The organism is Mycolicibacterium sarraceniae (assembly GCF_010731875.1).
Lineage (GTDB): Bacteria > Actinomycetota > Actinomycetes > Mycobacteriales > Mycobacteriaceae > Mycobacterium > Mycobacterium sarraceniae.
The window spans coordinates 4,234,615-4,259,533 of sequence record NZ_AP022595.1; the positions used below are offsets into that span (position 1 = coordinate 4,234,615).

Consider the following 24,919-nt stretch of genomic DNA (forward strand, 5'->3'; position numbering starts at 1 on the left):
GTGCAGCGCCACCCGCTCGCAGCGCAGACGGCCCAGCTGTTGATGACGCGCATCCGGGGCGGCGAATGGCCGCTCGGACACCGGCTTCCGGGTGAGACCACCTTGGCCGCACAGTTGGGCGTCGGCCGCTCGACGCTGCGCGAGGCGGTCCGCGAACTGGCCGGCAAGGGCGTACTCGACAGCCGCCAGGGCGCCGGGGTGTTCGTGACGGCTACCGAAGCCGTCGAGGACTGGGACACCATCCTGCGGCGCACGACCATCGCGGCCGTGATCGAAGCGCGGATCGCGATCGAAGCCGAGGCCGCCGCGCTCGCGGCGACCCGGCGCACCCCTGCCGATCTCCGCACGATCCGCCGCGCACTGGCTGCCCGCGGCGTCACGGGTTTGGCGGTCCCCGACCATGTTGACGCCGACGCCGCGTTTCACCGAGCGGTCGTCGCAGCCGCGCACAACGACGTGCTGACGCAGTTGTTCGACGCATTCCTGCCGCGACTGCGGCTGGCGATGATCGACATGCTCAAGATTCACCCGGTGCCGTCGGAAGAAGCCGACCATGCTCCACACCGGGAACTCGCGGACGCGATCGCCGACCGCAATCCCGTCGCGGCCGCTGCCGCCAGTCGCTCACATCTGACCTCGTTGAAGGAGGCCTTCTCGTGACACCGGTTCTCGAGCTACGTGATGTGACATTCCGGCGCAACGGCAAGCAGATCATCAACGGCATCTCGCTGACGGTTCAGGCGGGTGAACATTGGGCGCTGTTGGGGCCTAACGGTGCCGGGAAGAGCACCCTGCTCGGGTTCTGCGCGGCGGTGACGTTTCCGACCACCGGTGCGGTGTCGATCCTCGGCAGCCAGATGGGCCACACGGATCTGGCCGCACTGCGCCGGTCGATCGGACACGTGAATCCCCGCCATCGGCTGCAGTATTCGCTGACCGTGCGCGAGGTGGTGCTGACCGGCATCACCGCCACCATCGACCTCCCGACGCGCTGGACGCCAAGCCCGGCCGAGAGTGAACGGGCTGCGGCGATGATCGCCGCGGTAGGCATGACACGCAAGACCGACGATGTGTGGCCGACACTGTCCCAGGGCGAGCGGGGCCGCGCTCTCATTGCGCGGGCACTGGTCTCAGAGCCCGATCTGCTGCTGCTCGATGAGCCGACGACCGGGCTGGATGTCGCGGCGCGCGAGCAATTGCTGGAGACCATCGACACCCTCGACCGCACGCATCCCGATGTCGCCTCGATCCTGGTGACCCATCACCTCGAAGAGTTGCCGACGACCACGACACACGCCTTGCTGATCGCCGATGGCCGCACCGTGGCCAGCGGCCCTGCCCGCGAGACGATTTCAACGGACAACGTCACGACGGCGTTCGCACACCCGATCGCAGTCGGCTACGACGAAAGCCGCTGGACGGCACGCGCGAAGGCCAACGCGATCGACGTCTAGCTCTCGGGACCGAGCAGCACATCCGCATCGAAGCAGCTGTGATCGCCGGTGTGGCACGCTCCCCCGACTTGATCAACCTCCAGCAACACCGCGTCGCCGTCGCAGTCCAGCCGCACCGAACGCACGTACTGGGTGTGCCCGGACGTCGCACCCTTGACCCAGTATTGGCCGCGGGAGCGAGAGTAATAGGTGGCTTCCCGCGTCTCCAGCGTGCGGGCCAAGGCCTCATCGTCCATCCAGGCCACCATCAACACGTCGCCGGTGCCACGCTCCTGCGCGATCGCCGCGAACAACCCGGTGGCATCGCGCTTGAGCCGGTTGGCGATATCCGGATCGAGGCTCATCTCACCACGATTCCTTCCGCGGCCATCGCCGCCTTGACCTGTCCGATGGTCAGCTCGCGGAAGTGAAAGACACTCGCCGCCAACACCGCATCGGCGCCGGCCTCCACCGCAGGTGCGAAATCGCCCACCGCACCGGCACCGCCACTGGCGATCACCGGTACCGCGACAGCCTTGCGCACCGCACGCAACATCTTGAGGTCAAAGCCGGCCTTGGTGCCGTCGGCGTCCATTGAGTTCAGCAGGATCTCGCCGACTCCGAGTTCGGCTCCGCGCGTTGCCCATTCGACAGCATCGATACCGGTCCCCTGCCGCCCGCCGTGGGTGGTGACCTCCCAGCCCGACGGGGTTGGCACCGAACCGGCAGGCACCGTGCGAGCGTCCACCGACAACACGATGCACTGCGAGCCGAACTGGCGGGACAACTCGGCCAGCAGTTCCGGACGTGCGATTGCGGCGGTGTTCACCGACACCTTGTCCGCGCCGGCCCGTAGCAGGATATCGACGTCGGCCACCGAGCGCACGCCACCGCCCACGGTGAGCGGGATGAACACCTGTTCGGCGGTGCGGCGCACCACATCGAGCATCGTCGATCTCCCCGACGAGGACGCGGTGACGTCCAGGAACGTCAGCTCGTCGGCACCCTCGGCGTCATAGGCGGCGGCCAGCTCGACGGGATCGCCCGCGTCACGAAGGTTTTCGAAGTTGACGCCCTTGACCACCCGCCCGGCATCGACGTCCAGGCAGGGAATCACACGTACGGCGACATCCATTACAGGTAATCCTCCGGTTTCCCGATCTTCTCCAGGATCTCCATGACGTGAAGGTGCACGCCGGGCGCGGCGGCCAGCGCCGAACGCGACGACGGGGTCCACGGCTGACCGGACAGGTCGGTGACGACTCCACCCGCGGCGCGGACCAGCGCTGCGCCGGCGGCGTGATCCCAGATGTGGTCGCCGAAACTGATCGCCGCGCCCATGACTCCGCCTGCGACGTAGGCGAAGTCGACGCCGGTGGCACCGTGCATCCGCAGCTTCGAGCAGACCCGGCTGAGGTTCTCCAGCACTGCCAGTCGATAGCGGCCCGGGAAACGTCCGCGCCAGTCAACGTTGAAGGTGCCGATGCCGATCACGCACTGCCCGATCTCACTGTGCTCGATCGAGGGCTGGGCGACGCCGTTGTAGAAGACCGGTCCACCCTGTATCGCGCTGTAGCGCTGATCGGTGAACGGTAGCCAAGTCAGCCCCGCAACCGGTTCGCCATCGCGCAGCAGCCCCAGAAGGATCGCCGCCATCGGTGAGCCGGCGGCGTAGTTGAACGTGCCGTCGATCGGGTCGAGCACCCATACCAGGGGAGAATCGATCGGGGCGCCGCCGAATTCCTCCCCGTGCACCCCGATCCCGGTGACCGACTCCAGCGCCTGGACTACCTGCCGCTCGATGGCCAGGTCGACCTCGGTGGCGAAGTCAGTGCCCTTCTTCTGCACGGCCGACGCGGCTCGATGCCCGGCGATGAACGGCTCGGACGCCTCGTCCAGGATCACCGATGCCTGGGCCACCAGGGCCTCAAGGTCTACCGACTGTGCAGCCATCCAGGTTACTGGCTCACCGCGGCCAGCGCCTCCGGCAACGTGAATCGGCCTGCATAGAGCGCTTTTCCGACGATTGCGCCCTCTACTCCACTGTCGGTCAGTGTCGCGATCGCGCGCAGATCATCCAGGCTCGAGACCCCGCCGGAAGCGATCACCGGAGCGTTGGTGCACTCGGCAACACCCTCGAGCAGGTCTAGATTGGGTCCGGTCAGGGTGCCGTCCTTAGTGACGTCGGTGACGACGAAGCGCGAGCAGCCCTCGCTGTCAAGGCGTTCCAGCACATGCCACAGATCGCCGCCATCGGTCTCCCAGCCCCGGCCGCGCAGGCGGTGCTCCCCCTCGACGATCTGCACGTCGAGGCCGACAGCCACCTTGTCGCCGTACTCCGCGATCGCCGCGGCACACCACAGCGGGTTCTCCAGCGCCGCGGTGCCGATGTTGACCCGGGCGCACCCGGTGGCCAGGGCAGCCTTGAGCGACGCGTCGTCGCGGATTCCCCCGGAGAGCTCGACGTTCACGTCGAGCGAACCGACCACCTGGGCGAGCAATTCACGGTTGGAGCCACGGCCGAACGCGGCGTCGAGGTCCACCAGGTGGATCCATTCGGCACCGTCACGTTGCCAGGTCAGCGCGGCGTCCAGCGCCGAGCCGTATTCGGTCTCGCTGCCGGCCTTGCCCTGCACCAGGCGCACCGCCTTGCCCTCGACCACGTCGACAGCAGGCAACAAAATCAGTGCCACTCTTAAAGCCCCTCAACCCAATTCGCGAGCAGCGCCGCACCAGCGTCACCACTCTTCTCCGGATGAAATTGTGTCGCCGACAACGGACCGTCCTCGACGGTGGCCAAGAACCGCACATGGTGGTCGGCCCAGCTCAGCAGCGCGTCAGGTGCGCCCTCCCACTTCTGGGCGGCGTAGGAGTGCACGAAGTAAAACCGGGTGTCGGCGTCAAAACCCTTGAACAGCAAGCTGCCCGGAGCCGCGTCGACGACATTCCAGCCCATGTGCGGAATCACCGGCGCATCTAGACGGGTCACCGATCCCGGCCACTGGCCGCAGCCCGTCGACTCGACTCCGAATTCCACACCGCGCGAGAACAGTATCTGCATTCCCACGCACACGCCGAGCACCGGCCGGCCCGCGGCCACCCGCTCGGCGATGATGTGCTCGCCGCTGATCCCGCGCAGCCCGGTCATACAGGCCTCGTAGGCGCCGACGCCCGGAACCACCAGACCGTCGGCGTTCAGTGCGCGCTGCGCGTCAGCGGTCACCTCCACGTCGGCGCCGACACGTTCCAGCGCCCGCTGCGCCGAGCGCAGGTTGCCCGAGCCGTAGTCCAGGACCACGACGGATCTAGCTGTCACAGTGAACCTTTGGTGGACGGCACGCCCGACACCCGCGGATCCGGCTCAACGGCTTGCCGCAGCGCCCGAGCCACCGCCTTGTACTGCGCCTCGGTGATGTGGTGCGGGTCGCGGCCGTAGAGGGTCCGCACGTGCAGCGAGATGCGGGCGTTGAACGCCAGCGACTCGAACACGTGCCGGTTGACCACCGTGTGGTAGGGCACGCTAGAGCCGGAGATTGTGAAATCGACCATGTATTCCGGTTCGCCGGTGTGCACGAAATACGGCCGCCCGGACACATCGACGGCAGCATGGGCCAGCGTCTCATCCATCGGGATGAAGGAGTCGCCGAAACGGCGGATGCCCTTCTTGTCTCCGAGGGCCTGCCCCAGTGCGGTCCCCAGCACGATCGCGGTGTCCTCGATGGTGTGGTGGCCCTCGATATCGACATCGCCCGTGGCGGTGACGGCCAGGTCGAAGCTGGCGTGGGTCCCCAGCGAGGTCAGCATGTGGTCGAAGAACGGGATCCCGGTGTGCACGCTGACATCCCCGGTGCCATCCAGGTTCAGCTCGACGACGATGTCAGACTCGCGGGTTTTGCGTTCGACCTTGGCGATGCGGCTCATGTCGCTCCTCGTTGGGCAAGTTGGGCGCTGGCCAGCCGTGCGCTGGCGGCCAGGAAAGCGTCATTCTCGTCGGCCAATCCGATTGTGGTGCGCAGGTATCCACCGATTCCGACATCGCGGATCAGGACACCGTCGTCGAGGTAGCGCTGCCAGGCCGCCGGAGCGTCGGTGAACTCGCCGAACAGCACGAAGTTCGCGTCACTGGGAATGACGCGATATCCCAGATCGGCCAGCGCGGCACTGACCCGCTCCCGTTCGGCGATCAGTGTCGCGACGCTGCCCAGGGTGTCATCGGCGTGCCGCAGCGCGGCCCGCGCCGCGGCCTGGGTGACCACCGATAGGTGATACGGCAGCCGGACCAGCAGCACGGCGTCGATGATCGCCGGGGCGGCAATCAGATAACCCAACCGGCCACCGGCGAACGCGAACGCCTTGCTCATGGTACGGCTGACGATGAGCCGGCTCGGGTACTCGTCGATCAGCGCGATCGCACTGGGCTGGCTGGAGAACTCGCCGTAGGCCTCGTCGACGATGAGGATGCTATGACCCATGGCATCCAAAAGACGGCGCAGATCGGCTAGCGAAATGCTCTGCCCGGAAGGGTTGTTGGGGCTCGCGACGAACACCACGTCAGGATCGCGGGCGGCAATCACGGTCGCCGCGGTGTCGGCGTCGAGGCTGAAGTCCGCTGCCCGCACCGACTCGATCCACTCGGTCTGGGTGCCGTTCGAGATGATGGGGTGCATCGAGTACGACGGCACAAACCCGATCGCGCTGCGGCCCGGGCCGCCGAACGCCTGCAGCAGCTGCTGCAGGATTTCATTGGATCCGTTTGCCGCCCAGAGGTTTTCGGTCTGCACCTCGACACCGGTCTGAGCCCGCAGGTAGGCGGCCAGGTCGGCGCGCAATGCGACGGCGTCCCGGTCGGGATAGCGGTGCAGTTCGGCGGCTGCCGCCTGCACCGAACGCGTCACGTCCGCGACCAGCTCCGCGCTCGGCGGGTGCGGGTTCTCGTTGGTGTTCAGCCGGACCGGCACGTCGAGTTGTGGTGCGCCGTAGGGAGACTTGCCGCGCAGGTCGTCGCGCAGCGGCAGATCCGCCAGCGTCACCTGGGCTCCGGGGACGGTCATCGCTCGAACCTCCGCCGGACCGCTTCGCCGTGCGCAGGCAGGTCCTCGGCCGTGGCCAGCGTGATCACATGGCCGGAAACATCCTTCAGCGCCGCCTCGGTGTAGTCGACGACGTGGATACCGCGCAGGAAGGTCTGCACCGACAGTCCGCTCGAATGCCGCGCACACCCGGCGGTGGGCAGCACATGGTTGGACCCGGCGCAGTAGTCGCCCAGGCTGACCGGCGACCACGGGCCGACGAAGATCGCCCCGGCCGCGCGGATGCGACCGGCCACCTCACCGGCATCGATGGTCTGGATCTCCAAATGTTCAGCAGCATAGGAATTCACGACACGTACCCCGGTGTCGATATCGTCGACCAGCACGACGCCGGACTGCCGCCCACGCAGCGCCTCGGTGACCCGCTCGCGATGTTTGGTCGTTTCCAGCTGCACGGCCAATTCGGCGTCGGTGGCCTGCGCCAGCGCGGTGCTGTCGGTGACCAGCACGCTGGCGGCCATCACATCGTGCTCGGCCTGGCTGATCAGGTCGGCCGCGACGTGGACCGGGTCGGCGGTGTGGTCGGCCAGGATCGCGATCTCGGTGGGACCGGCCTCGGCATCAATACCGATCTGCGAGCGGCAGATTCGCTTGGCTGCAGTGACGTAGATATTTCCGGGCCCGGTGACCATGTCGACCGGCACGAGCTCGGCGCCGTCGGTGTCGGTGCCGCCGTAGGCCAGCAGCGCCACCGCCTGCGCACCCCCGACGGCCCACACCTCGTCGACACCGAGCAGTGCCGCCGCCGCCAGGATCGTCGGGTGCGGAAGTCCGCCGAACGCCGCCTGCGGCGGGCTGGCCACCACCAGGGAATCGACGCCGGCGGTCTGCGCGGGCACCACGTTCATCACCACGCTCGACGGGTAGACCGCGTTGCCGCCCGGCACATACAGGCCCACCCGCTCCACCGGAACCCAGCGCTCGGTGACCGAGGCACCGGGTGCCAGGGTCGTGGTGGTGTCGGTGCGACGTTGGTCGGCATGCACGATCCGGGTGCGCTCGATGGCCACCTCGAGGGCGGCGCGCACGTCGGGATCGAGCTCGGCGAGCGCCGCCGCCAGCGCGGAGGCGGGAACGCGCACCGTCGCGGGGCGCACCCCGTCGAACTGCTCGCCGTACTCCAGCGCGGCCACCGCACCGCGCTCGGCGATATCGTCGACGATCGGGCGAACCGTGGGCACCACGGCGTCAACGTCCACACCGCCGCGCGGGAGCGCCGCGCGCAGCTGGGCGGCGGTCAGCGTGCGGCCACGCAGATCGATCCGGTTCATGGCGAAGCTGGTCATCGGTTCAATTGTCCCGTATCGATGCACCCGAATAAAAATCCGTTGAGCTCGGGGCACCGCAGCCCGGATACTGCGGTTATGCAATGGGAGCTGTGGCTGGCCTTCGTCGGTGCCGCGATCGCGATCAGTGTGTCCCCCGGCGCTGGTGCCATCCAGTCCATGGCGACCGGCCTGGCGTACGGTCTGCGCCGCGGTTACTGGAGCATCACCGGGCTGCAGATCGGCCTGATGCTGCAGCTGGTGGCGGTCGCCGTTGGGCTCGGCGCGGCGGTGGCGCAATCCGTCGTCGCCTTCACCGTCATCAAGTGGATCGGCGTCGTCTACCTGGTCTATCTGGCCGTCCGGCAGTGGCGCAGCAAGCCCTTTGACCTGGATCAACAGGTCAGGGTGGACACCGGCGGTGGGCGAGGCACCCTGCTCGTCCGCGGAATTCTGGTCAACGTCACCAACCCCAAGGGCCTGGTGTTCCTGCTCGCGGTGCTGCCGCAGTTCGTGGTGCCGACCGCCCCGCTGCTCCCCCAATACCTGGCGATCGGCACGACAATGGTGGTCGTCGATCTGGTGGTGATGGGCTGCTACACGGGGCTGGCGGCCCGGCTGCTGGGCTGGCTGCGCACCCCACGCCAGCAGACCGCGATGAACCGGACGTTCTCAGGCCTGTTCGCCACCGCCGCGGTGGTGCTGTCGCTGGTGCGCCGGGGCGCGGCCGCCTAACGTGGGCGTGTCGGCCTTCCGCAAGGGCGACACCCTGGCCGTCATGCTCGGGCACGGAAAGACCAACTGGGTCAAGAACATTCTGGCCGCGGGCGAGGCCAATATCCGCCACGGACGCCACACCCTGCATCTGGTGAACCCGCGCGTGGTGACCGCCGGCACCGACGACCCGGCGCTGCCCGCTGCTACAGATCCAGGCCGACGTCGAGAACCCGCACCGAGTGGGTCAACGCGCCGACGGCCAGATAGTCCACTCCGGTGCCAGCGTATTCGGCGGCGCTATCCAGCCCCAGGCCTCCCGAGGACTCCAAGAGAACCCCTGGTGCGTTGGCATCGCGGCGCTGCACGGCGATTTGGGTCTGCCAGACCGGGAAGTTGTCCAGCAGGATCAGCTGCACATCCTCGGCGAGCACCTCATCGAGCTGTTCGAGGGTGTCGACCTCGACCTCGCACGGCAGGTCCGGGGCGGCCGCGCGGACGGCCCGCAGCGCGGCGACCACCGAACCGGCGGCCGCGACATGGTTGTCCTTGATCAGCGCGGCATCGCCGAGGCCCATCCGGTGATTGACGCCGCCGCCGACCCGCACGGCGTACTTCTGCAGTGCCCGCAGCCCCGGCAGCGTCTTGCGGGTGTCGCGGATCTCGGCCTTGGCACCCTCGACCGCGTCCACCCAGGCCGCGGTCGCGGTGGCGATGCCGGACAGGTGGCAGACCAGGTTGAGCAGGGTGCGTTCGGCAGTCAGCAATCCCCGGGTCGGGCCTTCTACCCGCAGCAGCGCCGTGCCGGCATCCAGCCGGGTGCCGTCGGCGACGCGGTCGATGACGCGGTAGCCGTTCCCACCGAGCACCTCGTCGAGAACCAGCAGCGCGACGTCGATGCCGGCGGCTACCCCGGGCTGCCGCGAGACCAGGGCGGCCACCGTGGTGGCGTCTTCAGGGACCGTGGCCAACGTGGTGACATCGGGTCCGTAGCGCAGGTCCTCGTCGAGGCCGCGTCGAATCGTGATGCGAGCTTCGGCCAGCTCGTCGTCGGTGAGTGTCATCGCAGGCACGCCTCCGCGTGGTCGCCGTGCAGAGTGCGGCTGAAAGCCTGAGCCGGATCGGTGTCGGGATGATCGCCGCGATGGTGGCAACCACGACATTCTGTGCGCGCCAAGGCCGCTGCGGCCACCGCGCGAGCGGTCACCGTCAGTGCGACGTCCTCGGCGGCGGCGCGGGTGGTCATCGGGCGCGGCGTCGCCTCGTTCAGTGTCTCGGCGAGGTGGCGTAGGCCGGCGCCGTCGCGGACCACCGAGGCGTGTTCGGTCATCGCGGCCTGGAGCGTGTGCCGGTCGAGTGCAGTGTGCTGGCGCTCTTCGACTTTCGCCATCGGCGCGCCCGCGTTACGGGAATGCTCGACGGCGGTCCGGCCGGCGCGGGCACCGACGACCAGGCCTTCCAGCAGGCTGTTGGAGGCCAGCCGGTTGGCGCCGTGCATCCCGGTCCTGGCCACCTCACCTGCCGCGAACAGCCCAGGAAGATCGGTGCGTCCGTGAACATCGGTGGCCACACCACCGCAGCTGTAGTGCGCACCGGGAACGACGGGGATCGGCTCGCGGGTGGGATCGATGCCGGCCTCGCGGCAGGCAGCCGTCACGGTCGGGAAGCGTTGCGCGAACTGGTCAATCGCGCGCGCGTCGAGGAATACGCACTCGTCACCGGTTTCGCGCAGTCGCGCCTCGATGGCCGCAGCCACCACATCGCGCGGAGCGAGGTCGCCCAGCGGATGATGCGTGGTCATTGCCTCGCCGCGGGCATCACGCAGCACCGCACCTTCGCCGCGGAGTGCTTCGGTGATCAGCGGGCGACGCCCGGACCCGTCACGGTCGAACAGCATCGTCGGGTGGAACTGGACGAATTCGAGATCGGTGACCCCGACCCCGGCCCACAGCGCCAGCGCGATACCGTCACCGGTGGAGCCTTCCGGATTCGTGGTCGCCCGGTACAGATGGCCAAGGCCACCGGTGGCGAGGATGACCGACGGGGCGTGCACGATCCCCAGCCCGTCGGCGTTGCGCACCAGCACTCCGGTGACGCTCGCATCGTCGTGCAGGATCTGCAGCGCAACATGATTGCGGCGGATGTCCAGGGTGGCGGCCGCGTGATCGAGCGCGCGCTGCACCTCGGCACCGGTGGCGTCACCGCCGGCGTGGATGATGCGCCGACGGGAGTGGCCGCCCTCCCGGGTCAGGGCCCACTGCCCGGGGGCACTCTCGTCGAATCGGGCCCCGTCGTCGACCAGGTCGGCCACCGCGCGATAGCCGTCGGCGACTATCGAGCGCACGGCGTCTGGATCACACAGGCCGGCACCGGCGGTCAGGGTGTCACGCACATGGGCATCCACCGAGTCGTCGGTGTGCGGCAGCACCACCGCGATACCGCCCTGCGCGTAGAACGTCGCGGTATCCGGTGCCTTACTCAATATGATTGTGCGGCTGCCCTTTCGGTGCGCGGCCAGCGCGGCGGCCAACCCCGCCACCCCGGTGCCGATCACCACGACGTCAGCGCGCTGCTGCCAATCCACGCCTGTGGCACCGGCGCCGCAGGCGAAGGAGCTGGTCATTCTCCGCCGCCGGGCTGACCGATTTCGATCATCCGTCGCACGCTGGCACGGGCCAGCCGGGCGGTATCGGGATCCACGTCGACCTCGTCGGCGCCCTCGACCAGGCAGCGCAACAGCGCGGCGGGGGTGATCATCTTCATGTACTTGCACGACGCCCGGTCGTTGACGGCCTGGAAGTCGATACCCGGTGCGGCACGGCGTAACTGGTGCAGCATGCCGACCTCGGTGGCGACCAGCACCTGCTTGGCGTGCGAGGTCTTGGCAGCGTCGAGCATGCCGCCGGTGGACAGGATCTTGACCCGGTCTTCGGGGAAGGCACCCTCGCCGGCGAGGTACAGTGCCGATGTGGCGCAACCGCATTCGGGGTGCACGAACAGCTCGGCATCGGGGTGAGTGCGGGCCTGCTCGGCCAGCTCGTCGCCGTTGATGCCCGCGTGCACATGGCATTCACCGGCCCAGATGTGCAGGTTCGTACGGCCGGTCATCCGACGGACGTGGGCACCCAAGAACTGATCCGGGCAGAAGATCACCTCACGGTCCGCAGGGATGGAGGCCACCACCTCGACAGCGTTGGACGAGGTGCAGCAGATATCGGTGAGCGCCTTCACCGCTGCGGTGGTGTTCACGTAGGACACCACGACCGCACCGGGGTGCTCGTCTTTCCACCCCCGCAGATCTTCGGCGGTGATCGAGTCGGCCAGCGAGCAACCGGCGCGCTGATCGGGAATCAGCACCGTCTTCTCCGGGGACAGAATCTTGGCGGTCTCGGCCATGAAGTGCACACCACAGAACACGATGGTCTCTTCGGCGGCTTCGGCCGCGATCCGCGACAGCGCCAGCGAGTCGCCGACATGGTCGGCAAGATCCTGAATGGCAGGCAGCTGGTAGTTGTGCGCGAGGATGGTCGCGTTGCGCAAGGTAGCCAGCCGGCGCACCTCGGCAGCCCATTCCTCGTCACCGTTCACGCCGGCGTAGCCGGCGGGGCCGTTGGTGATGCGGGCGACTAGGTCGTTATCGACGGCTAGGTCGTTATCGACGGCGTCGGCTCGATCCAGGACGGTCATTTCCGCCTCCTGTCTTGCTTTCGAGGTTTTCGACTTATAATCGAAAACGTGCCTCATACTAGCACCGAACACGAAGTGCTCGCCGTTGTATTCCAGGTTGGCGATGTCAGTTCCCGTAAACCGTCGCTTAACGTGCTGTTATGGCAACGCGCACTGGAGCCCGAGCGCGGCAAATGGTCGCTGCCCGGCGGCCGGCTGCGCGCCGACGAGGACCTGACGAGTTCGGCGCGCCGGCAGCTCGCCGAGAAGGTCGACGTACGTGAGATCGCCCACTTGGAACAGCTGGCCGTCTTCTCCGATCCGGGCCGGGTGCCCGGCGTGCGCATGATCGCGTCGACATTCCTCGGGCTGATTCCCTCACCCGCCACCCCGGTGCTGCCACCCGACACCCGCTGGCATCCGGTGAACGCACTGCCGGAGATGGCGTTCGACCATGCCCCGATGGTGGATTACGCCCGCACCCGGCTGGCCGCCAAGCTGTCCTACACCAATATCGGATTCGCCTTGGCGCCAACGGAATTTGCGCTCTCGACGCTGCGGGACATCTACGGTGCGGCACTGGGCTATCAGGTCGACGCCACCAACCTGCAACGGGTGCTGGCCCGCCGCGGCGTCATCACGCCGACCGGGACGACCGCCCATTCGGGCCGCTCCGGCGGCCGTCCGGCGGCCCTGTATCGCTTCACCGATTCACAGATTCGGGTGACCGACGAATTTGCTGCGCTACGACCGCCCGGATGAGTCGCACTGGATTCTTAGACCCTTCTTAAGGTAAGAAGGACGGGATGCATCCGGTCAGCTCCGGGGCCCCGAGCCCCGAATGGATTGGCCGCGCCCCGCACGAGGAGCTCGAGCGCGGTGCGCATCCGCTGCTGCCCGTCGACGATCCCTTCTACGAGCCGCCCGCCGGGTTCGAGCACGCTGACCCCGGGACCGTGCTGCGCTCCCGCACCGTCGAACTGGGCTTTCTCGGGCTGATCCCGCAGCGCGTCAAAGCCACCCAGCTGCTGTACCGCACCACCGACCACAACGGGCTGCCGCAGGCCACCGTCACCACGGTGCTGATCCCGACCGGCCACCCCCCCGCTCAGGTCCGCAACGTCGTCTCCTATCAGTGCGCCATCGACGCGGTGGCCTCGCGCTGCTTCCCGTCCTACGCGCTGCGCCGGCGGGCCAAGTCCCTGGGCTCCATCGCCCAGCTGGAATACCTGCTGATTGCGGCCGCGCTGGCCGAGGGCTGGATGGTGTCCGTCCCCGACCACGAGGGCCCGGGCGGCATCTGGGGCGCCCCCTACGAACCCGGCTACGCCGTCCTGGATGGTCTGCGGGCTGTCCTCGGCTTCGAACGATTCGGCCTCCCCGAGAACACCCAGGTCGGATTGTGGGGCTATTCCGGCGGCGGACTGGCCAGCGCGTGGGCGGCCGAAGTGCACGCCGAGTACGCCCCCGAGCTCAACATCGTGGGTGCGGTGCTGGGCTCACCGGTGGGCGACCTGGGCCACACCTTCCGCCGGCTCAACGGCTCCTACCTGGCCGCGCTCCCCGCGCTGGTGGTGTCCGCGCTGGCCAAGACCTACCCCGATTTGAACCGGGTCATCGAGGAGAACGCGACCGAGGACGGGAAGGCGCTGCTGCGCCGGCTGGAGCAGATGACGACGGCCGAGGCCGTCATCCGACTCTTCCGCACCGATATGGACGACCTGGTGCGCCCGCCGCTGGAAGACGTGCTCGCGATGCCCGAGGTGCAATACGTCTTCAACGACATCAAGCTCGGCAAGGCCGTGCCGGATCTGCCGGTGCTGATCGTGCAGGCGGTGCACGATTCCGTGATCGCCGTCGAGGACATCGACGATCTGGCGCACACCTACTCCTCCGGCGGCGCGCAGGTCACCTACCACCGGGACATGTTCAGCGAGCACATGCTGCTGCACCCGATGTCGGCACCGATGGCGCTGCGCTGGCTGATCGACCGGTTCGACGGCCGCCCGATCGACGAGCACATCGTGCGCACCAAGTGGCCGACGCTGCTCAACCCGATGACCTACGCGGGCATGTTGCGCCTGGGCGGAATCGTCGCGCGGGTGGTCTGCGGCGGCCGGGTTCCGTTCCGCCCGCTCTAGTTTGGCGCGCCTGCGCCCAATGGGCTGCGTTCCACGGGCGGTGCGACCCCGAGGTCGTCACGTGGGGTGGCCACCGCCATCAGGGCATAGGTGAGTGCGGCGACCGCCGCGGGGAACAGCAGCGTCGTCGCGACCTGCCACGGGCCGCGCGCGAAGAAGACCGGCGGCGCCTCGGCGTAGTAGAAGATCCGATGCTCCGGCGTCACCGGCGCGGTGTCGAACGGCACCCCGCCGTAACGCCAGTGCACCAGAACCGCACCGACCGCTGCGGCGGCACCCGTCGCGGCTACGAGCCCCACCCACAGTGCCGTCGCCATCAGCGGTCCGCGGTGGGCGCGCCACTGCCACACCAGCACGGCAGCCACGATCGCCACCGACGTCATCAGTCCGATCAGCAGCGCCGCCGACACGAAGAGGTGGTCGGATTCACCACCGAGATAGGTCTGCACCCGCTCTCCGGAACGGGTCAGCGCGATCACGCCGTGGGCCGAGGGCGCCAGCCATGACCACAGGCCGCCGATCACCGCGCCCGCCAGCGTCAGCCCGAGCACGACAACACCGGTCGCGCGGCCGCGCGTCATCGCTGCGCCTCAAGATCATGGGAATCGACCCGGCCGTGCCGCGCACACTTGGCCCACCAGCCGTCCGGGCGGACCTGGACCACCATCCGGCGCCCGCATTCAGCGCAGAACCGCGGCGGCTCCAGCCCGAGCTGGGCCGCCGTGGGCACCACACTGCCGACGGGTCCGCCGGTGTAGACGTTGTAGATCCCGGCACCGACCGGTGCGGGCAGCTGTTCGACCATCACCTTGCCCTTTGTACAGATGGTCGGCTACAGGCTGGCGTTCAGAGCCTTGATCGGCATCTGCAGATCTTCGAGCAGCTCGAGATCCGCTTCCGCCGGCCGGCCCAGCGTGGTCAGGTAATTGCCGACGATCACGGCGTTGACACCGCCAAGGATGCCCTGCTTGGCGCCCAGGTCACCGAGGGTGATCTCCCGACCGCCGGCGAACCGCAGCATCGTGCGCGGCAGGGCGAGCCGGAACGCGGCGACGGCCTTGAGCGCCTCGGACGCCGGTAACACCTCCAGATCGCCGAAAGGTGTGCCCGGCCGCGGGTTGAGGAAGTTCAGCGGAACCTCGTGCGGGTCGAGTTCGGCTAGGTTCGCGGCGAACTCGGCGCGCTGCTCGAGTGTCTCCCCCATGCCGAGGATGCCGCCGCAGCAGACCTCCATGCCGGCTTCGCGGACCATCTCCAGCGTGCCCCAGCGCTCTTCCCAGGAGTGCGTCGTCACGACGTTCGGGAAATAGGACTGGGCGGTCTCCAGGTTGTGGTTGTAGCGGTGGACGCCCATCTCCTTGAGGCGATCCACCTGCTCCTGCGTCAGCATCCCCAGTGAGCAGGCGATCTGGATGTCGACCTCGTTGCGGATGGCCTCGATACCGGCGGCGACCTGTGCCAGCAAGCGCTCGTCGGGCCCGCGTACGGCAGCCACGATGCAGAACTCGGTGGCGCCAGACTTGGCGGTCTGCTTGGCCGCCTCGACCAGGCTGGGAATGTCGAGCCAGGCGCTGCGCACCGGCGAAGCGAACAGACCCGACTGCGAGCAGAAGTGGCAATCCTCAGGGCAGCCACCGGTTTTCAGGCTGATGATGCCTTCCACCTCGACCTCGGGACCGCACCACTTCATGCGGACCTCATGAGCCAGGGCCAGCAGCTCCTCGAGGTGGTCGTCGGACAGTTGCAGGACTTCGAGCACCTGGTCGCGGGACAGACCCTCGCCGCGCTCGAGCACCTGCTCGCGTGCCAGTGCCAATACGTCCACCGCTGCCTGCGTCACCCGGATGTCCTCCTACGTTCAGCGAACTTGAACAGTGTTCAGGGTAGCGTACCGGGTGTGCAGCTCCACAAACCCGACGTGGTCGACGCGGCGACAACACTGCTCGACAACTACGGCATCGCCGACCTGTCGATGCGCCGGCTGGCCAAGGAGCTCAACGTCTCCCCCGGCGCGCTGTACTGGCACTTCGCGAACAAGCAACAGCTACTCGGCGCGGTGGCCGACCGGATCCTGGGGAATGTCGATGAAGTCTCCGCGGACTGGCGCGACCGCATCGCAGCGATCTGCGCTCAGTTGCGCGATGCGCTGCTGTCACACACCGACGGCGCCGAGTTGGTGTCGGCGAGTTTCGCCGCCGGCCAGTCGGAGGTGATGGCGCAGATCCTCGCCTGGCTGACCGACGCGGCTACCGCAGCGGGCGTCGACTCAGGGCACGCCGCGGTCGCCGCTCGCACTGTCCTCTATTACGTGCTGGGCTTCACCGCCGACGAGCAGTCGCGATTGCAGTGGGATGCGGCGGGCGTAGACCTGCCCGACGAACAGTCGGTGCTCGGCGCCGACCCCAGCCGCCGATTCGGCTTCGGTGTACAGCTACTCATCGACGGGATTGCGGCGCGGCGGACCTCGCCGGTGTGATCATCAACCGATCAGGAAATCACGTTTGGCGTCGCCGTCCCAGCGCCGAAGCCCCACGATGCCGGCCGCAAGATCGGCAGTGATCCCGCCGACAGTCAGTGCCTCGGCGACGTGCGCCGGAGTGAGCCGCCTGCCGAGCGTGACATGGGGAGTCCACCGACCGGGGGCGCAGTGCGCGAACAGGTTCCTCGCGTACGGGCGACACTCGTCGTAGACCAGCTCGTGGGTGTCGAGCAGTTTGTCCGACGGGATCACGAGCCTGGCCAACGTCAGCCGCCCACCGCCGAAGACCAGCGGTGCGCCAAGCACGGCGGGCCAGGGAAGCTCCGCGACCAGCCACTCCAGTTCCTCGTCGATGCCCGGATCTATCCGCTCGGCGGCCACCAGCGTGATGTGCGGGCGGTTGGTGTGGGAGGCGACCTTCACTTGGCTTGGCAAGCCGGCATCGGCGAGCGCCTGCCACACCTGCCGGATGGCAGTGTCGGCGCGCTCGTCGAGAAGAAGTTCGATCGAGTGCGCCATTTCAGATCAGTCCGGCGACCCAGTCCGGTTCGAACGCGCGGGCGCTGAACGTCGCGAAATCCTTTGGCGAGACGGCGGCCACCCCGGAGGGTAGAACAGCCCGAACCGGCGCGAGCCGGGCCAGCGCGTCACGATTGGATTTCTCCGCCGCGCCCGGCTGCGCCGGCCACGCGCCGATCACCAGGCCCACACACGAAAGACCCTTAGCGGCAACACCTTCCAATGTCAACGAGGTGTGGTTGAGGGTGCCAAGACCAGGCTCGACCACAACCAGGATCGGCGCGGCCAATTCCACCGCCAGATCGCGCAGCGTCACTCCTGCGGCCGCCAGCTCGACCAGCAGGCCTCCCGCCCCCTCGACCAGCGTCAGCCGGCCGGGCCGGTCGACGCCGCGGATCGAGGCCAGCAGTTCCGCGGCGGCAGGCAGCGGCCGTCCGGCGCGTTCGGCAGCGGCGGCAGGTGCCAGCGGTTCGGGATAGCGCGCGACGCCCACGAGTTCGGTAACCCCGGAGAGCCGAGCGACCTCGGCCAGGTCGTCGTCGCCGTCGGCGGTGCCGGTCTGCACCGGTTTGCACACCGCGACATCATGTTCGGCCACCCGCGCATGGCAGGCGAGCGCCGCCGTGACAACGGTTTTACCGACACCGGTTCCGGTTCCGGTGATGACCAGGATGCTCATCGCGGGTGAGCACCCAGGACTGCGGACAACACCTCGCGGGCAGTGTCCATCTCATCGTCGGTCAGCGATGCCCGTGCGGTCAGGCGCAGCCGCGAGGTGCCCGCCGGCACCGTCGGCGGGCGGAAGCAGCCGACCCGAACGCCGGCGTCCAGGCAGGCAGCCGCCGCGGCGACCGCGCTCTCTGGATCACCGAGGATGACCGAAACCACGGCCGATTCCGGCGTTTCGGGGACATCGCACATCTCGGCGAGCTGCCGGGCCCGCTCGATGACGGCACCAGCCCGCCACGGCTCGGCGGCCAGCACCCCCAGCGCGGCCAGTGCGGCGCCGACGGGTGCAGGCGCCAGTCCGGTATCGAAGATCATCGTGCGGGCGGCGTCGATGAGATGATCGCGTACCGCGGCCTGGCCGAGCACCACCCCACCCTGACTGCCGAGTGACTTCGACATGGTGGTGGTGATGACCACATCGGGCGCACCGGCCAGCCCGGCCTCGTGGACGAGGCCGCGGCCGCCGGCACCACGCACTCCGAGCCCGTGCGCCTCGTCGACCAGCAGAATGGCCTGATGCCTGCGGCACACCTCATGCAGTTGACGTAGCGGCGCCAGCGCGCCGTCGGTGCTGAACACCGACTCGGTGATGACGAGCGCGCGTTCCTCGTCGCGATCGGCCAGCGCGGACTCCACCGCGTCGAGGTCACAGTGCGCGGCGACGACCACACGAGCGCGGGACAGCCGGCAGGCGTCGACCAGTGAGGCGTGCGAGAGCGCATCGGACACCACCAGGGAGCCCGGACCAGACAGCGCCACTCCTGCGCCGATGTTGGCGGTATAACCCGAAGAGAACACCAAAGCTGCTTGCGCACCGACGAATTCGGCCAAAGCGGTTTCGAATTCTTCGTGCAGCTCGGTGTTGCCGGTGACCAGCCGGGAGCCAGTGGACCCCGCTCCCCAGGTGCGCAGCGCGGCCACGCCGCCCTCGATGACCGCGGGGTGCTGGGACAGACCCAGATAGTCGTTGGACGCCAGGTCCAGTTCGGTGGCGACCGCGGGACGCGTGCGCAGCGAACGGCGCAAGCCGGCCAGCCGGCGCTGCTGCTCGACGGTGTCGAGCCAGGCCAGCGGTGAAAGGCCCACCCGGGTCATCGCACCTCCTCAGGAACAGTCTTGAACACCGTTCAGGTTAGTGCACGGGCGACGGCCACCATCGCCGAGGCGACCTGGGCTATCTCGTCAGGCGTGCAGATGAACGGCGGCATCGCGTAGATCAGGTTCCGGAACGGCCGCAGCCAGACGCCGTTGTCGAGGGCGACCGGGGTCGCGACCGCCAGATCGACCGGCTCCCGCGTCTCGATCACCCCGATCGCGCCGAGTACCCGCACGTCAGCGACACCGGGCAGGTTCTGGGCCGGCCCCAGCCCGTCGGCCAGCCCGGCCGCTATCTCGGCGACCCGGGCGCGCCAGTCCTGGGCGAGCAGCAGCTCCACCGAGGCCACCGACACCGCGCACGCCAGCGCATTGGCCATGAACGTCGGGCCGTGCATCAGGGCCCCAGCCTCGCTGGCACTGATCGTGCGGGCGATCTCCAGCGTGCACAGTGTCGCCGCGAGAGTGACGTATCCACCGGTCAACGCCTTTCCGAGGCACATGATGTCCGGACTGACCCCGGCATGATCGGCGGCGAACAGCTCGCCGGTGCGGCCGAATCCGGTGGCGATCTCGTCGAAGATCAGCAGCACACCGGCCCGGTCGCACATCGCGCGCAGATCGCTCAGATAGCGGGGGTCGTGGAAGCGCATGCCACCGGCGCCCTGGACGACGGGTTCGACGATCACCGCGGCGACCTCGTCGGCGTGCGCGAGCAGCTGCGCCTCGAACGCCGCGATGTAGTCGGGGTCGTAGGCAGTCGGCACCGACGGGGCGAACAGTTGCGGGAACAACACGTCGGTCCACAGCGAATGCATGCCGCCGTCGGGGTCGCAGATGCTCATCGGGGTGAACGTGTCGCCGTGATACCCACCACGCCAGGTCATCAGCCGGCGCTTGCCGAACCGGCCCGCACTGCGCCAGTACTGCAGCGCCATCTTGACCGCGACTTCGACCGCCACCGAGCCGGAGTCGGAGAAGAACACGGTATCCAGAGCCCGCGGGGTGATGTCGACGAGAAGCTGCGCCAGCCGCGCCGCCGGCTCATGGGTGAGTCCGCCGAACATCACGTGGTTCATCACCGACAGCTGACGGGTGACCGCGGCGTCGAGCACAGGATGCCCATGTCCGTGCACCGCCGTCCACCAGGACGCCATCGCATCGAGAACCCGGATCTCGGTGCCGTCGCGCACCAGCGTCAGCCACGCGCCGTCGGCGCCGACAGCTACCACCGGGGGGATCGCCTCGGCGCCGATCGTGCTGTATGGATGCCAGATATGCGCGGCGTCGATCACGCTGATCTGCTCAGGGGTCAACGCAGACACGCTGTGTGAGCCTAGTGCAGGCTGTGGCCGGCTTCCGCCGCCGTTTGCTCGACGGCGACACGCTGGCGGTCTAGCGGTTCGCTGGAGATGAGAGACATACCCGGGTTGGGTAGATTGATGTCCGATCATGCTGACCGTCACCCCCACGCCCGCATCCGCAGTATCGGAGCGGAAATCGGGGTTCTACCGTCACGATCTCGACGGGCTTCGTGGCATCGCGATCGCCCTCGTGGCGGTATTCCACGTGTGGTTCGGGCGGGTCTCTGGCGGCGTCGATGTCTTCCTGGTGCTGTCCGGCTTCTTCTTCGGCGGTTCACTATTGCGCACCGCACTGCACCCGCAGGCGTCCCTGTCGCCCTGGCCAGAGATCCTGCGGCTGGTTCGGCGACTGCTGCCCGCACTCGTCGTCGTGCTTGCCGCGGGCGCCGTATTGACGATCCTGGTGCAACCGCAGACGCGCTGGGAAACGTTTGCTGATCAAAGCTTGGCGAGCCTGGGCTACTTCCAGAACTGGGAGCTGTCGGCGACCGCGTCGGACTATCTCCGCGCCGGTGAAGCGGTCAGTCCGCTGCAGCACGCCTGGTCAATGTCTGTTCAGGGACAGTTCTACCTCGCGATGCTTGCCCTTATCTTTGGCTTTGCCTGTCTTGCGCGGCGGCGTCTCGGTGCGCGGCTGCGCGTGACGCTAGTGGCTTTGCTCGCCGTGCTCGCGGTGGCATCTTTCAGCTTTGCCGCTGTGCTACACGTGTCCAATCAGACGGCCGCCTACTACAACAGCTTCGCTCGCGCGTGGGAGCTACTGCTGGGCACCCTCGTCGGCGCGGTGGTGCCATACGTTCGCTGGCCGATGTGGCTGCGCACCGTGCTGGCCACGGCCGGACTGGTCACGATCGTCACGTGCGGCACCTTCATCGACGGGGTGCGGGAGTTCCCCGGCCCGTGGGCGCTGGTGCCGGTCGGCGCGACCGCGCTGATGATCCTCGCGGCCGCGAACCGGCAGGCCAGTCCGTCGACCCAGCACCGGCTCCCGCTGCCGAGCCGGCTGTTGTCCACACGGCCGCTCATAACCCTCGGCGCGATGGCCTACTCGCTGTACCTCTGGCATTGGCCACTGCTGATCTTCTGGCTGGCCTACAGCGACGCCAGCCGGGCCGGTTTCGTCGACGGCGCGGCGATCCTGGCGATCTCGGGTGGGCTGGCCTATCTGACGATGCGCTTCGTCGAGGAACCGCTGCGTTCGGGCCGCCGGTCGGCAGCGTCGGTGACAACGCAACCGGTCACCATCGCGTGGCGGACCCGACTGCGCAGGCCCACGATCGCGCTGGGAACCGCGGTGGCCCTGTTGGGGGTGGCCCTGACAGCGACGTCCTTCACCTGGCGCGAGCACGTCACCGTGCAGCGCGCCAACGGTAAGGAACTCGTCACGCTGTCGACCGACAGCTATCCGGGGGCCCGGGCCCTGACTCAGCACGCCCGGGTACCGAAGCTGCCGATGCGGCCCACGGTGCTGGAGGCATCCAACGATCTGCCCGAGTCGACCAACGACGGCTGTATCAGTGATTTCGACAACACCGACGTCATCAACTGCACCTACGGCGACAAGCTGGCTGCCAAGACAATCGCGCTGGCCGGCGGGTCGCACGCCGAGCACTGGATCACCGCCCTGGATGCGCTGGCCAAGCTGCACCATTTCAAAGTCGTCACCTATCTGAAGATGGGTTGTCCGCTGACCACCGAAGAATCGCCGCTGGTGATGGGCGACAACCGGCCCTACCCGAACTGTCACGAGTGGAACGAGAAGGTGATGGCCAAGCTGATCGCCGACCGCCCCAGCTTCGTGTTCACCACCTCAACCCGGCCGTGGAATATCAAGCCAGGCGATGTCATGCCGTCGACCTATATCGGAGTCTGGCAAACCCTGTCGGACAACAACATTCCGATCCTCGCGATGCGCGACACACCGTGGTTGGTGCGCAACGGCGCGCCCTTCTTCCCGACGGATTGTCTGGCCAAGGGCGGCGATGCGGTGTCGTGCGGGATCGGCCGCTCCGAGGTGCTTTCCGACCGCAACCAGACCCTGGATTTCCTGCCGATCTTCCCGCTGATGCGGGTCCTCGACCTCAGTGACGCGGTGTGCCGTGCGGACGTGTGTCGCGCGGTCGAGGGAAATGTGCTGATCTACCACGATTCTCATCACATCTCCGCGACGTACATGCGCACGTTGATCCCGGAACTGGGCCGACAGCTGGGCGCGGCGACCGCGTGGTGGTGACATCCCGCGCATCCCGTCCACCACGTCGATAAGGTCGAGACATGTCGTCGAGCGAACCCACACTGACCACGGTGTGGCCAGGTACCGCCTACCCGCTCGGCGCCACCTATGACGGCGCGGGTACGAATTTCTCGTTGTTCTCCGAGGTGGCGGCCTCCGTCGAACTCTGCCTAATCGCCAAAGACGGCACCGAAACCCGGATTGAGCTCGACGAAGTCGACGGTTTCGTCTGGCATGCCTATCTGCCGACCGTCACCCCCGGGCAGCGCTACGGCTTCCGCGTGCACGGCCCCTGGGACCCCGCCGCCGGCCACCGGTGTGACCCCAGCAAGCTGCTGCTCGACCCCTACGGCAAGTCCTTCCACGGCGACTTCGACTTCAGCCAGGCGCTGTACTCCTACGATCTGGCCGCCGAGGACCTGGCCTCGGGTGGAATCCCACCGATGATCGACTCGCTGGGTCACACGATGACCAGTGTGGTGATCAACCCGTTCTTCCAGTGGGGCTCCGATCACGCCCCCCGCACGCCATACAGCGAGACGATCATCTACGAGGCCCACGTCAAGGGCATGACCCAAAACCACCCCGGGATCCCTGAGGAACTGCGCGGCACCTACGCCGGACTCGGCCACCCGGCAGTGATCGATCACCTCAAGGCCCTCAACGTCACCGCCATCGAACTGATGCCGGTGCACCAGTTCATGCACGATCACCGGCTGCTCGATCTGGGGCTGCGGAACTACTGGGGCTACAACACTTTCGGCTTCCTTGCTCCGCATTACCAGTACGCGGCCAACCGGAACGCGGGCGGCGCGGTGGCCGAATTCAAGACAATGGTGCGCTCCTTCCACGACGCCAATATCGAGGTGATCCTCGACGTCGTCTACAACCACACCGCCGAAGGCAATCACCTGGGGCCCACGATCAACCTCCGCGGTATCGACAACGCCGCCTATTACCGGCTGATGGACAACGACCTGCGGCTCTACCGGGACTTCACCGGTACCGGCAACAGCCTCAACCCGCGCCATCCCCACACCCTGCAACTGATCATGGACTCATTGCGGTACTGGGTTCTCGAGATGCACGTCGACGGGTTCCGGTTCGACCTGGCCTCGACCCTGGCCCGCGAATTCTACGAAGTCGACCGTTTGAGCGCCTTCTTCGACATCGTCCAGCAGGATCCGGTGATCAGCCAGGTGAAGTTGATCGCCGAGCCGTGGGACGTCGGCGAGGGCGGCTATCAGGTCGGCAACTTCCCCAGCTTGTGGACCGAGTGGAACGGCAAGTACCGCGACACGGTGCGGGATTACTGGCGCGGCGAGCCGGCCACCCTCGGAGAGTTCGCGTCGCGCCTGACCGGGTCATCGGATCTCTACGAAGCCACCGGCCGCCGGCCCGGTGCCAGTATCAATTTCGTCACCTGCCATGACGGCTTCACACTAAACGACCTGGTGTCCTACAACGAGAAACACAACGCGGCCAACGGCGAGGACAACCGCGACGGCGAAAGCCACAACCGGTCCTGGAACTGCGGGGTGGAAGGTCCGACCGACGATCCAGAGATCATCGCGCTGCGCGGAAAGCAGATGCGCAACGTCCTGGCCACCCTGCTGCTGTCGCAGGGCACGCCGATGATCGCGCACGGCGACGAGATCGGCCGCACCCAGCAGGGCAACAACAACGCCTACTGCCAGGATTCACCGCTGTCCTGGATGGACTGGAGCCTGCGCGAGACCAACGCCGATCTGCTCACGTTCACCAAAAAGGTGACTGCACTTCGCAAGGCGCACCCCGTCTTTCGGCGCCGCCGCTTCTTCGACGGCGAACCGATCCGCACCGGCGATCAGGTCCGCGATATCGCCTGGCTGACCCCAGCCGGTCAGGAGATGACCCATGACGACTGGGGCTCGGGCTTCAAGTTCGTCGGGGTCTTCCTCAACGGTGAAGCCATTCCCGAACCCAACTCACGCGGTGAACGCGTCGTCGACGACTCATTCCTGCTGTGTTTCAACGCCCACAGCAAGCCGATCGACTTCGTCACCCCGGACAGCGATTATGCGCACGCGTGGACGGCCGTTCTGGACACCTCGGATGCCACCGGCGCCACCGACGCAGTGGTGAAGGCAGGCGAAACGATCGCCGTGCCAGGCCGATCGGTTCTGGTGCTTCAAAAGACCGGCTAGCGGGA

The 24,919-nt window shown here is 67.6% G+C and carries 26 protein-coding genes and 1 pseudogene; 9 read left to right on the plus strand and 18 right to left on the minus strand.

The window, feature by feature from the left end:
* Nucleotides 1-42 precede the first annotated feature (42 nt).
* Entirely contained in the window at nt 43-660 is a 618-nt protein-coding gene (locus G6N13_RS21205; protein WP_235678110.1) for a FadR/GntR family transcriptional regulator, read from the plus strand.
* Nucleotides 657-1,454 carry an ABC transporter ATP-binding protein gene (locus G6N13_RS21210; protein WP_163700131.1) on the plus strand — a complete coding sequence of 266 codons (798 nt, stop codon included), beginning with the start codon at nt 657-659 and terminating at the stop codon, nt 1,452-1,454. The genes G6N13_RS21205 and G6N13_RS21210 overlap by 4 nt, the downstream gene beginning before the upstream one ends.
* Here G6N13_RS21210 and hisI read toward each other — a convergent pair.
* Genes hisI through hisD form a run of 8 tightly spaced genes read right to left on the minus strand, consistent with a single transcriptional unit; the run spans nt 1,451 to nt 7,809 of the window.
* Nucleotides 1,451-1,798 carry a phosphoribosyl-AMP cyclohydrolase gene (hisI, locus tag G6N13_RS21215; RefSeq protein ID WP_163700133.1) on the minus strand — a complete coding sequence of 116 codons (348 nt, stop codon included), beginning with the start codon at nt 1,796-1,798 and terminating at the stop codon, nt 1,451-1,453. The two genes, G6N13_RS21210 and hisI, sit on opposite strands and share 4 nt — an antisense overlap.
* Nucleotides 1,795-2,568, minus strand: coding sequence for an imidazole glycerol phosphate synthase subunit HisF (gene hisF, locus G6N13_RS21220; RefSeq protein ID WP_163700136.1), 774 nt, complete (start codon nt 2,566-2,568; stop codon nt 1,795-1,797). Before hisF ends, hisI begins: the two co-directional genes overlap by 4 nt.
* Nucleotides 2,568-3,386 (minus strand): inositol monophosphatase family protein, encoded by an 819-nt coding sequence (locus G6N13_RS21225; protein WP_163700138.1) that lies wholly within the window; start codon nt 3,384-3,386, stop codon nt 2,568-2,570. The genes hisF and G6N13_RS21225 overlap by 1 nt, the downstream gene beginning before the upstream one ends.
* Before the next feature lie 5 nt (nt 3,387-3,391).
* Nucleotides 3,392-4,126: a bifunctional 1-(5-phosphoribosyl)-5-((5-phosphoribosylamino)methylideneamino)imidazole-4-carboxamide isomerase/phosphoribosylanthranilate isomerase PriA gene (priA, locus tag G6N13_RS21230; protein ID WP_163700140.1), complete on the minus strand. Its 735-nt coding sequence runs from the start codon at nt 4,124-4,126 to the stop codon at nt 3,392-3,394.
* Between the two features lie 2 nt (nt 4,127-4,128).
* The gene (gene hisH, locus G6N13_RS21235) at nt 4,129-4,749 is read right to left on the minus strand and encodes an imidazole glycerol phosphate synthase subunit HisH (RefSeq protein WP_163700143.1); all 621 of its coding nucleotides are present in this window, start codon (nt 4,747-4,749) and stop codon (nt 4,129-4,131) included.
* A complete protein-coding gene (gene hisB, locus G6N13_RS21240; protein WP_163700144.1) occupies nt 4,746-5,354 on the minus strand; it encodes an imidazoleglycerol-phosphate dehydratase HisB in 609 nt (202 codons plus the stop codon). The genes hisH and hisB overlap by 4 nt, the downstream gene beginning before the upstream one ends.
* Nucleotides 5,351-6,484, minus strand: a complete 1,134-nt coding sequence (locus G6N13_RS21245; RefSeq protein ID WP_163700147.1) for a histidinol-phosphate transaminase — start codon at nt 6,482-6,484, stop codon at nt 5,351-5,353. Before G6N13_RS21245 ends, hisB begins: the two co-directional genes overlap by 4 nt.
* Nucleotides 6,481-7,809, minus strand: coding sequence for a histidinol dehydrogenase (gene hisD / locus G6N13_RS21250; protein WP_163700149.1), 1,329 nt, complete (start codon nt 7,807-7,809; stop codon nt 6,481-6,483). Before hisD ends, G6N13_RS21245 begins: the two co-directional genes overlap by 4 nt.
* A gap of 78 nt (nt 7,810-7,887) precedes the next feature.
* On the opposite strand from hisD, the gene rhtB reads away from it, so the two are divergent.
* Both rhtB and G6N13_RS25470 read left to right on the plus strand, forming a co-directional pair.
* The gene (gene rhtB / locus G6N13_RS21255; RefSeq protein WP_163700151.1) at nt 7,888-8,523 is read left to right on the plus strand and encodes a homoserine/homoserine lactone efflux protein; all 636 of its coding nucleotides are present in this window, start codon (nt 7,888-7,890) and stop codon (nt 8,521-8,523) included.
* A 7-nt stretch (nt 8,524-8,530) separates the two neighbouring features.
* Nucleotides 8,531-8,704 (plus strand): annotated as a pseudogene (locus tag G6N13_RS25470) (nitroreductase family deazaflavin-dependent oxidoreductase); the annotation flags it as partial.
* A gap of 4 nt (nt 8,705-8,708) precedes the next feature.
* On the opposite strand, the gene nadC reads toward G6N13_RS25470, so the two are convergent.
* From nadC to nadA, 3 genes are read right to left on the minus strand one after another with little or no spacing between them, the layout of a single operon-like run.
* Nucleotides 8,709-9,566 (minus strand): carboxylating nicotinate-nucleotide diphosphorylase, encoded by an 858-nt coding sequence (gene nadC / locus G6N13_RS21260; protein WP_163700152.1) that lies wholly within the window; start codon nt 9,564-9,566, stop codon nt 8,709-8,711.
* Nucleotides 9,563-11,125 (minus strand): L-aspartate oxidase, encoded by a 1,563-nt coding sequence (locus tag G6N13_RS21265; RefSeq protein ID WP_163700154.1) that lies wholly within the window; start codon nt 11,123-11,125, stop codon nt 9,563-9,565. Before G6N13_RS21265 ends, nadC begins: the two co-directional genes overlap by 4 nt.
* Nucleotides 11,122-12,189 (minus strand): quinolinate synthase NadA, encoded by a 1,068-nt coding sequence (gene nadA / locus G6N13_RS21270; protein ID WP_163700155.1) that lies wholly within the window; start codon nt 12,187-12,189, stop codon nt 11,122-11,124. The genes G6N13_RS21265 and nadA overlap by 4 nt, the downstream gene beginning before the upstream one ends.
* A gap of 48 nt (nt 12,190-12,237) precedes the next feature.
* On the opposite strand from nadA, the gene G6N13_RS21275 reads away from it, so the two are divergent.
* Nucleotides 12,238-12,930, plus strand: a complete 693-nt coding sequence (locus G6N13_RS21275; protein WP_163700157.1) for an NUDIX hydrolase — start codon at nt 12,238-12,240, stop codon at nt 12,928-12,930.
* Between the two features lie 44 nt (nt 12,931-12,974).
* Nucleotides 12,975-14,309, plus strand: coding sequence for a lipase family protein (locus G6N13_RS21280; RefSeq protein WP_163700159.1), 1,335 nt, complete (start codon nt 12,975-12,977; stop codon nt 14,307-14,309).
* Here G6N13_RS21280 and G6N13_RS21285 read toward each other — a convergent pair.
* Genes G6N13_RS21285 through bioB form a run of 3 tightly spaced genes read right to left on the minus strand, consistent with a single transcriptional unit; the run spans nt 14,306 to nt 16,134 of the window.
* On the minus strand, nt 14,306-14,890 hold the full coding sequence (locus tag G6N13_RS21285; protein ID WP_163700161.1) for a DUF2567 domain-containing protein: 585 nt from the start codon (nt 14,888-14,890) through the stop codon (nt 14,306-14,308). The two genes, G6N13_RS21280 and G6N13_RS21285, sit on opposite strands and share 4 nt — an antisense overlap.
* Complete coding sequence (gene bsaP, locus G6N13_RS21290; protein ID WP_163700163.1) at nt 14,887-15,114, minus strand: biotin synthase auxiliary protein BsaP; 228 nt, start codon at nt 15,112-15,114, stop codon at nt 14,887-14,889. The genes G6N13_RS21285 and bsaP overlap by 4 nt, the downstream gene beginning before the upstream one ends.
* Nucleotides 15,115-15,141: 27 nt before the next feature.
* Nucleotides 15,142-16,134 carry a biotin synthase BioB gene (gene bioB / locus G6N13_RS21295; RefSeq protein WP_179965173.1) on the minus strand — a complete coding sequence of 331 codons (993 nt, stop codon included), beginning with the start codon at nt 16,132-16,134 and terminating at the stop codon, nt 15,142-15,144.
* 72 nt (nt 16,135-16,206) lie between these two features.
* On the opposite strand from bioB, the gene G6N13_RS21300 reads away from it, so the two are divergent.
* On the plus strand, nt 16,207-16,785 hold the full coding sequence (locus G6N13_RS21300; RefSeq protein ID WP_163700169.1) for a TetR family transcriptional regulator: 579 nt from the start codon (nt 16,207-16,209) through the stop codon (nt 16,783-16,785).
* A 3-nt stretch (nt 16,786-16,788) separates the two neighbouring features.
* Here G6N13_RS21300 and G6N13_RS21305 read toward each other — a convergent pair whose 3' ends face one another.
* The 4 genes from G6N13_RS21305 to G6N13_RS21320 are packed head-to-tail and all read right to left on the minus strand — an operon-like array spanning nt 16,789 to nt 20,456.
* Nucleotides 16,789-17,307 (minus strand): 2'-5' RNA ligase family protein, encoded by a 519-nt coding sequence (locus G6N13_RS21305; protein ID WP_163700171.1) that lies wholly within the window; start codon nt 17,305-17,307, stop codon nt 16,789-16,791.
* Nucleotide 17,308: 1 nt separating this feature from the next.
* Nucleotides 17,309-17,986, minus strand: coding sequence for a dethiobiotin synthase (gene bioD, locus G6N13_RS21310; RefSeq protein WP_163700174.1), 678 nt, complete (start codon nt 17,984-17,986; stop codon nt 17,309-17,311).
* The gene (locus tag G6N13_RS21315; RefSeq protein WP_163700176.1) at nt 17,983-19,131 is read right to left on the minus strand and encodes an 8-amino-7-oxononanoate synthase; all 1,149 of its coding nucleotides are present in this window, start codon (nt 19,129-19,131) and stop codon (nt 17,983-17,985) included. Before G6N13_RS21315 ends, bioD begins: the two co-directional genes overlap by 4 nt.
* Nucleotides 19,132-19,163: 32 nt before the next feature.
* Complete coding sequence (locus G6N13_RS21320) at nt 19,164-20,456, minus strand: adenosylmethionine--8-amino-7-oxononanoate transaminase (protein WP_163700179.1); 1,293 nt, start codon at nt 20,454-20,456, stop codon at nt 19,164-19,166.
* A gap of 127 nt (nt 20,457-20,583) precedes the next feature.
* On the opposite strand from G6N13_RS21320, the gene G6N13_RS21325 reads away from it, so the two are divergent.
* Nucleotides 20,584-22,728: an acetyltransferase SucT gene (locus G6N13_RS21325; protein ID WP_163700182.1), complete on the plus strand. Its 2,145-nt coding sequence runs from the start codon at nt 20,584-20,586 to the stop codon at nt 22,726-22,728.
* Nucleotides 22,729-22,769: 41 nt separating this feature from the next.
* A complete protein-coding gene (gene glgX, locus G6N13_RS21330; protein WP_163700185.1) occupies nt 22,770-24,914 on the plus strand; it encodes a glycogen debranching protein GlgX in 2,145 nt (714 codons plus the stop codon).
* Nucleotides 24,915-24,919 lie beyond the last annotated feature (5 nt).

What these genes read in the sequence shown, in the direction of transcription:
- G6N13_RS21205 (WP_235678110.1), top strand. Translation starts at nt 43, where the DNA reads ATGACGCGCATCCGGGGCGGCGAATGGCCGCTCGGACACCGGCTTCCG.
- hisI (WP_163700133.1), bottom strand. Translation starts at nt 1,798, where the DNA reads ATGAGCCTCGATCCGGATATCGCCAACCGGCTCAAGCGCGATGCCACC.
- hisF (WP_163700136.1), bottom strand. Translation starts at nt 2,568, where the DNA reads ATGGATGTCGCCGTACGTGTGATTCCCTGCCTGGACGTCGATGCCGGG.
- G6N13_RS21225 (WP_163700138.1), bottom strand. Translation starts at nt 3,386, where the DNA reads ATGGCTGCACAGTCGGTAGACCTTGAGGCCCTGGTGGCCCAGGCATCG.
- hisB (WP_163700144.1), bottom strand. Translation starts at nt 5,354, where the DNA reads ATGAGCCGCATCGCCAAGGTCGAACGCAAAACCCGCGAGTCTGACATC.
- G6N13_RS21245 (WP_163700147.1), bottom strand. Translation starts at nt 6,484, where the DNA reads ATGACCGTCCCCGGAGCCCAGGTGACGCTGGCGGATCTGCCGCTGCGC.
- hisD (WP_163700149.1), bottom strand. Translation starts at nt 7,809, where the DNA reads ATGACCAGCTTCGCCATGAACCGGATCGATCTGCGTGGCCGCACGCTG.
- rhtB (WP_163700151.1), top strand. Translation starts at nt 7,888, where the DNA reads ATGCAATGGGAGCTGTGGCTGGCCTTCGTCGGTGCCGCGATCGCGATC.
- nadC (WP_163700152.1), bottom strand. Translation starts at nt 9,566, where the DNA reads ATGACACTCACCGACGACGAGCTGGCCGAAGCTCGCATCACGATTCGA.
- G6N13_RS21265 (WP_163700154.1), bottom strand. Translation starts at nt 11,125, where the DNA reads ATGACCAGCTCCTTCGCCTGCGGCGCCGGTGCCACAGGCGTGGATTGG.
- nadA (WP_163700155.1), bottom strand. Translation starts at nt 12,189, where the DNA reads ATGACCGTCCTGGATCGAGCCGACGCCGTCGATAACGACCTAGCCGTC.
- G6N13_RS21280 (WP_163700159.1), top strand. Translation starts at nt 12,975, where the DNA reads ATGCATCCGGTCAGCTCCGGGGCCCCGAGCCCCGAATGGATTGGCCGC.
- G6N13_RS21285 (WP_163700161.1), bottom strand. Translation starts at nt 14,890, where the DNA reads ATGACGCGCGGCCGCGCGACCGGTGTTGTCGTGCTCGGGCTGACGCTG.
- bsaP (WP_163700163.1), bottom strand. Translation starts at nt 15,114, where the DNA reads ATGGTCGAACAGCTGCCCGCACCGGTCGGTGCCGGGATCTACAACGTC.
- G6N13_RS21305 (WP_163700171.1), bottom strand. Translation starts at nt 17,307, where the DNA reads ATGGCGCACTCGATCGAACTTCTTCTCGACGAGCGCGCCGACACTGCC.
- bioD (WP_163700174.1), bottom strand. Translation starts at nt 17,986, where the DNA reads ATGAGCATCCTGGTCATCACCGGAACCGGAACCGGTGTCGGTAAAACC.
- G6N13_RS21315 (WP_163700176.1), bottom strand. Translation starts at nt 19,131, where the DNA reads ATGACCCGGGTGGGCCTTTCACCGCTGGCCTGGCTCGACACCGTCGAG.
- G6N13_RS21325 (WP_163700182.1), top strand. Translation starts at nt 20,584, where the DNA reads ATGCTGACCGTCACCCCCACGCCCGCATCCGCAGTATCGGAGCGGAAA.
- glgX (WP_163700185.1), top strand. Translation starts at nt 22,770, where the DNA reads ATGTCGTCGAGCGAACCCACACTGACCACGGTGTGGCCAGGTACCGCC.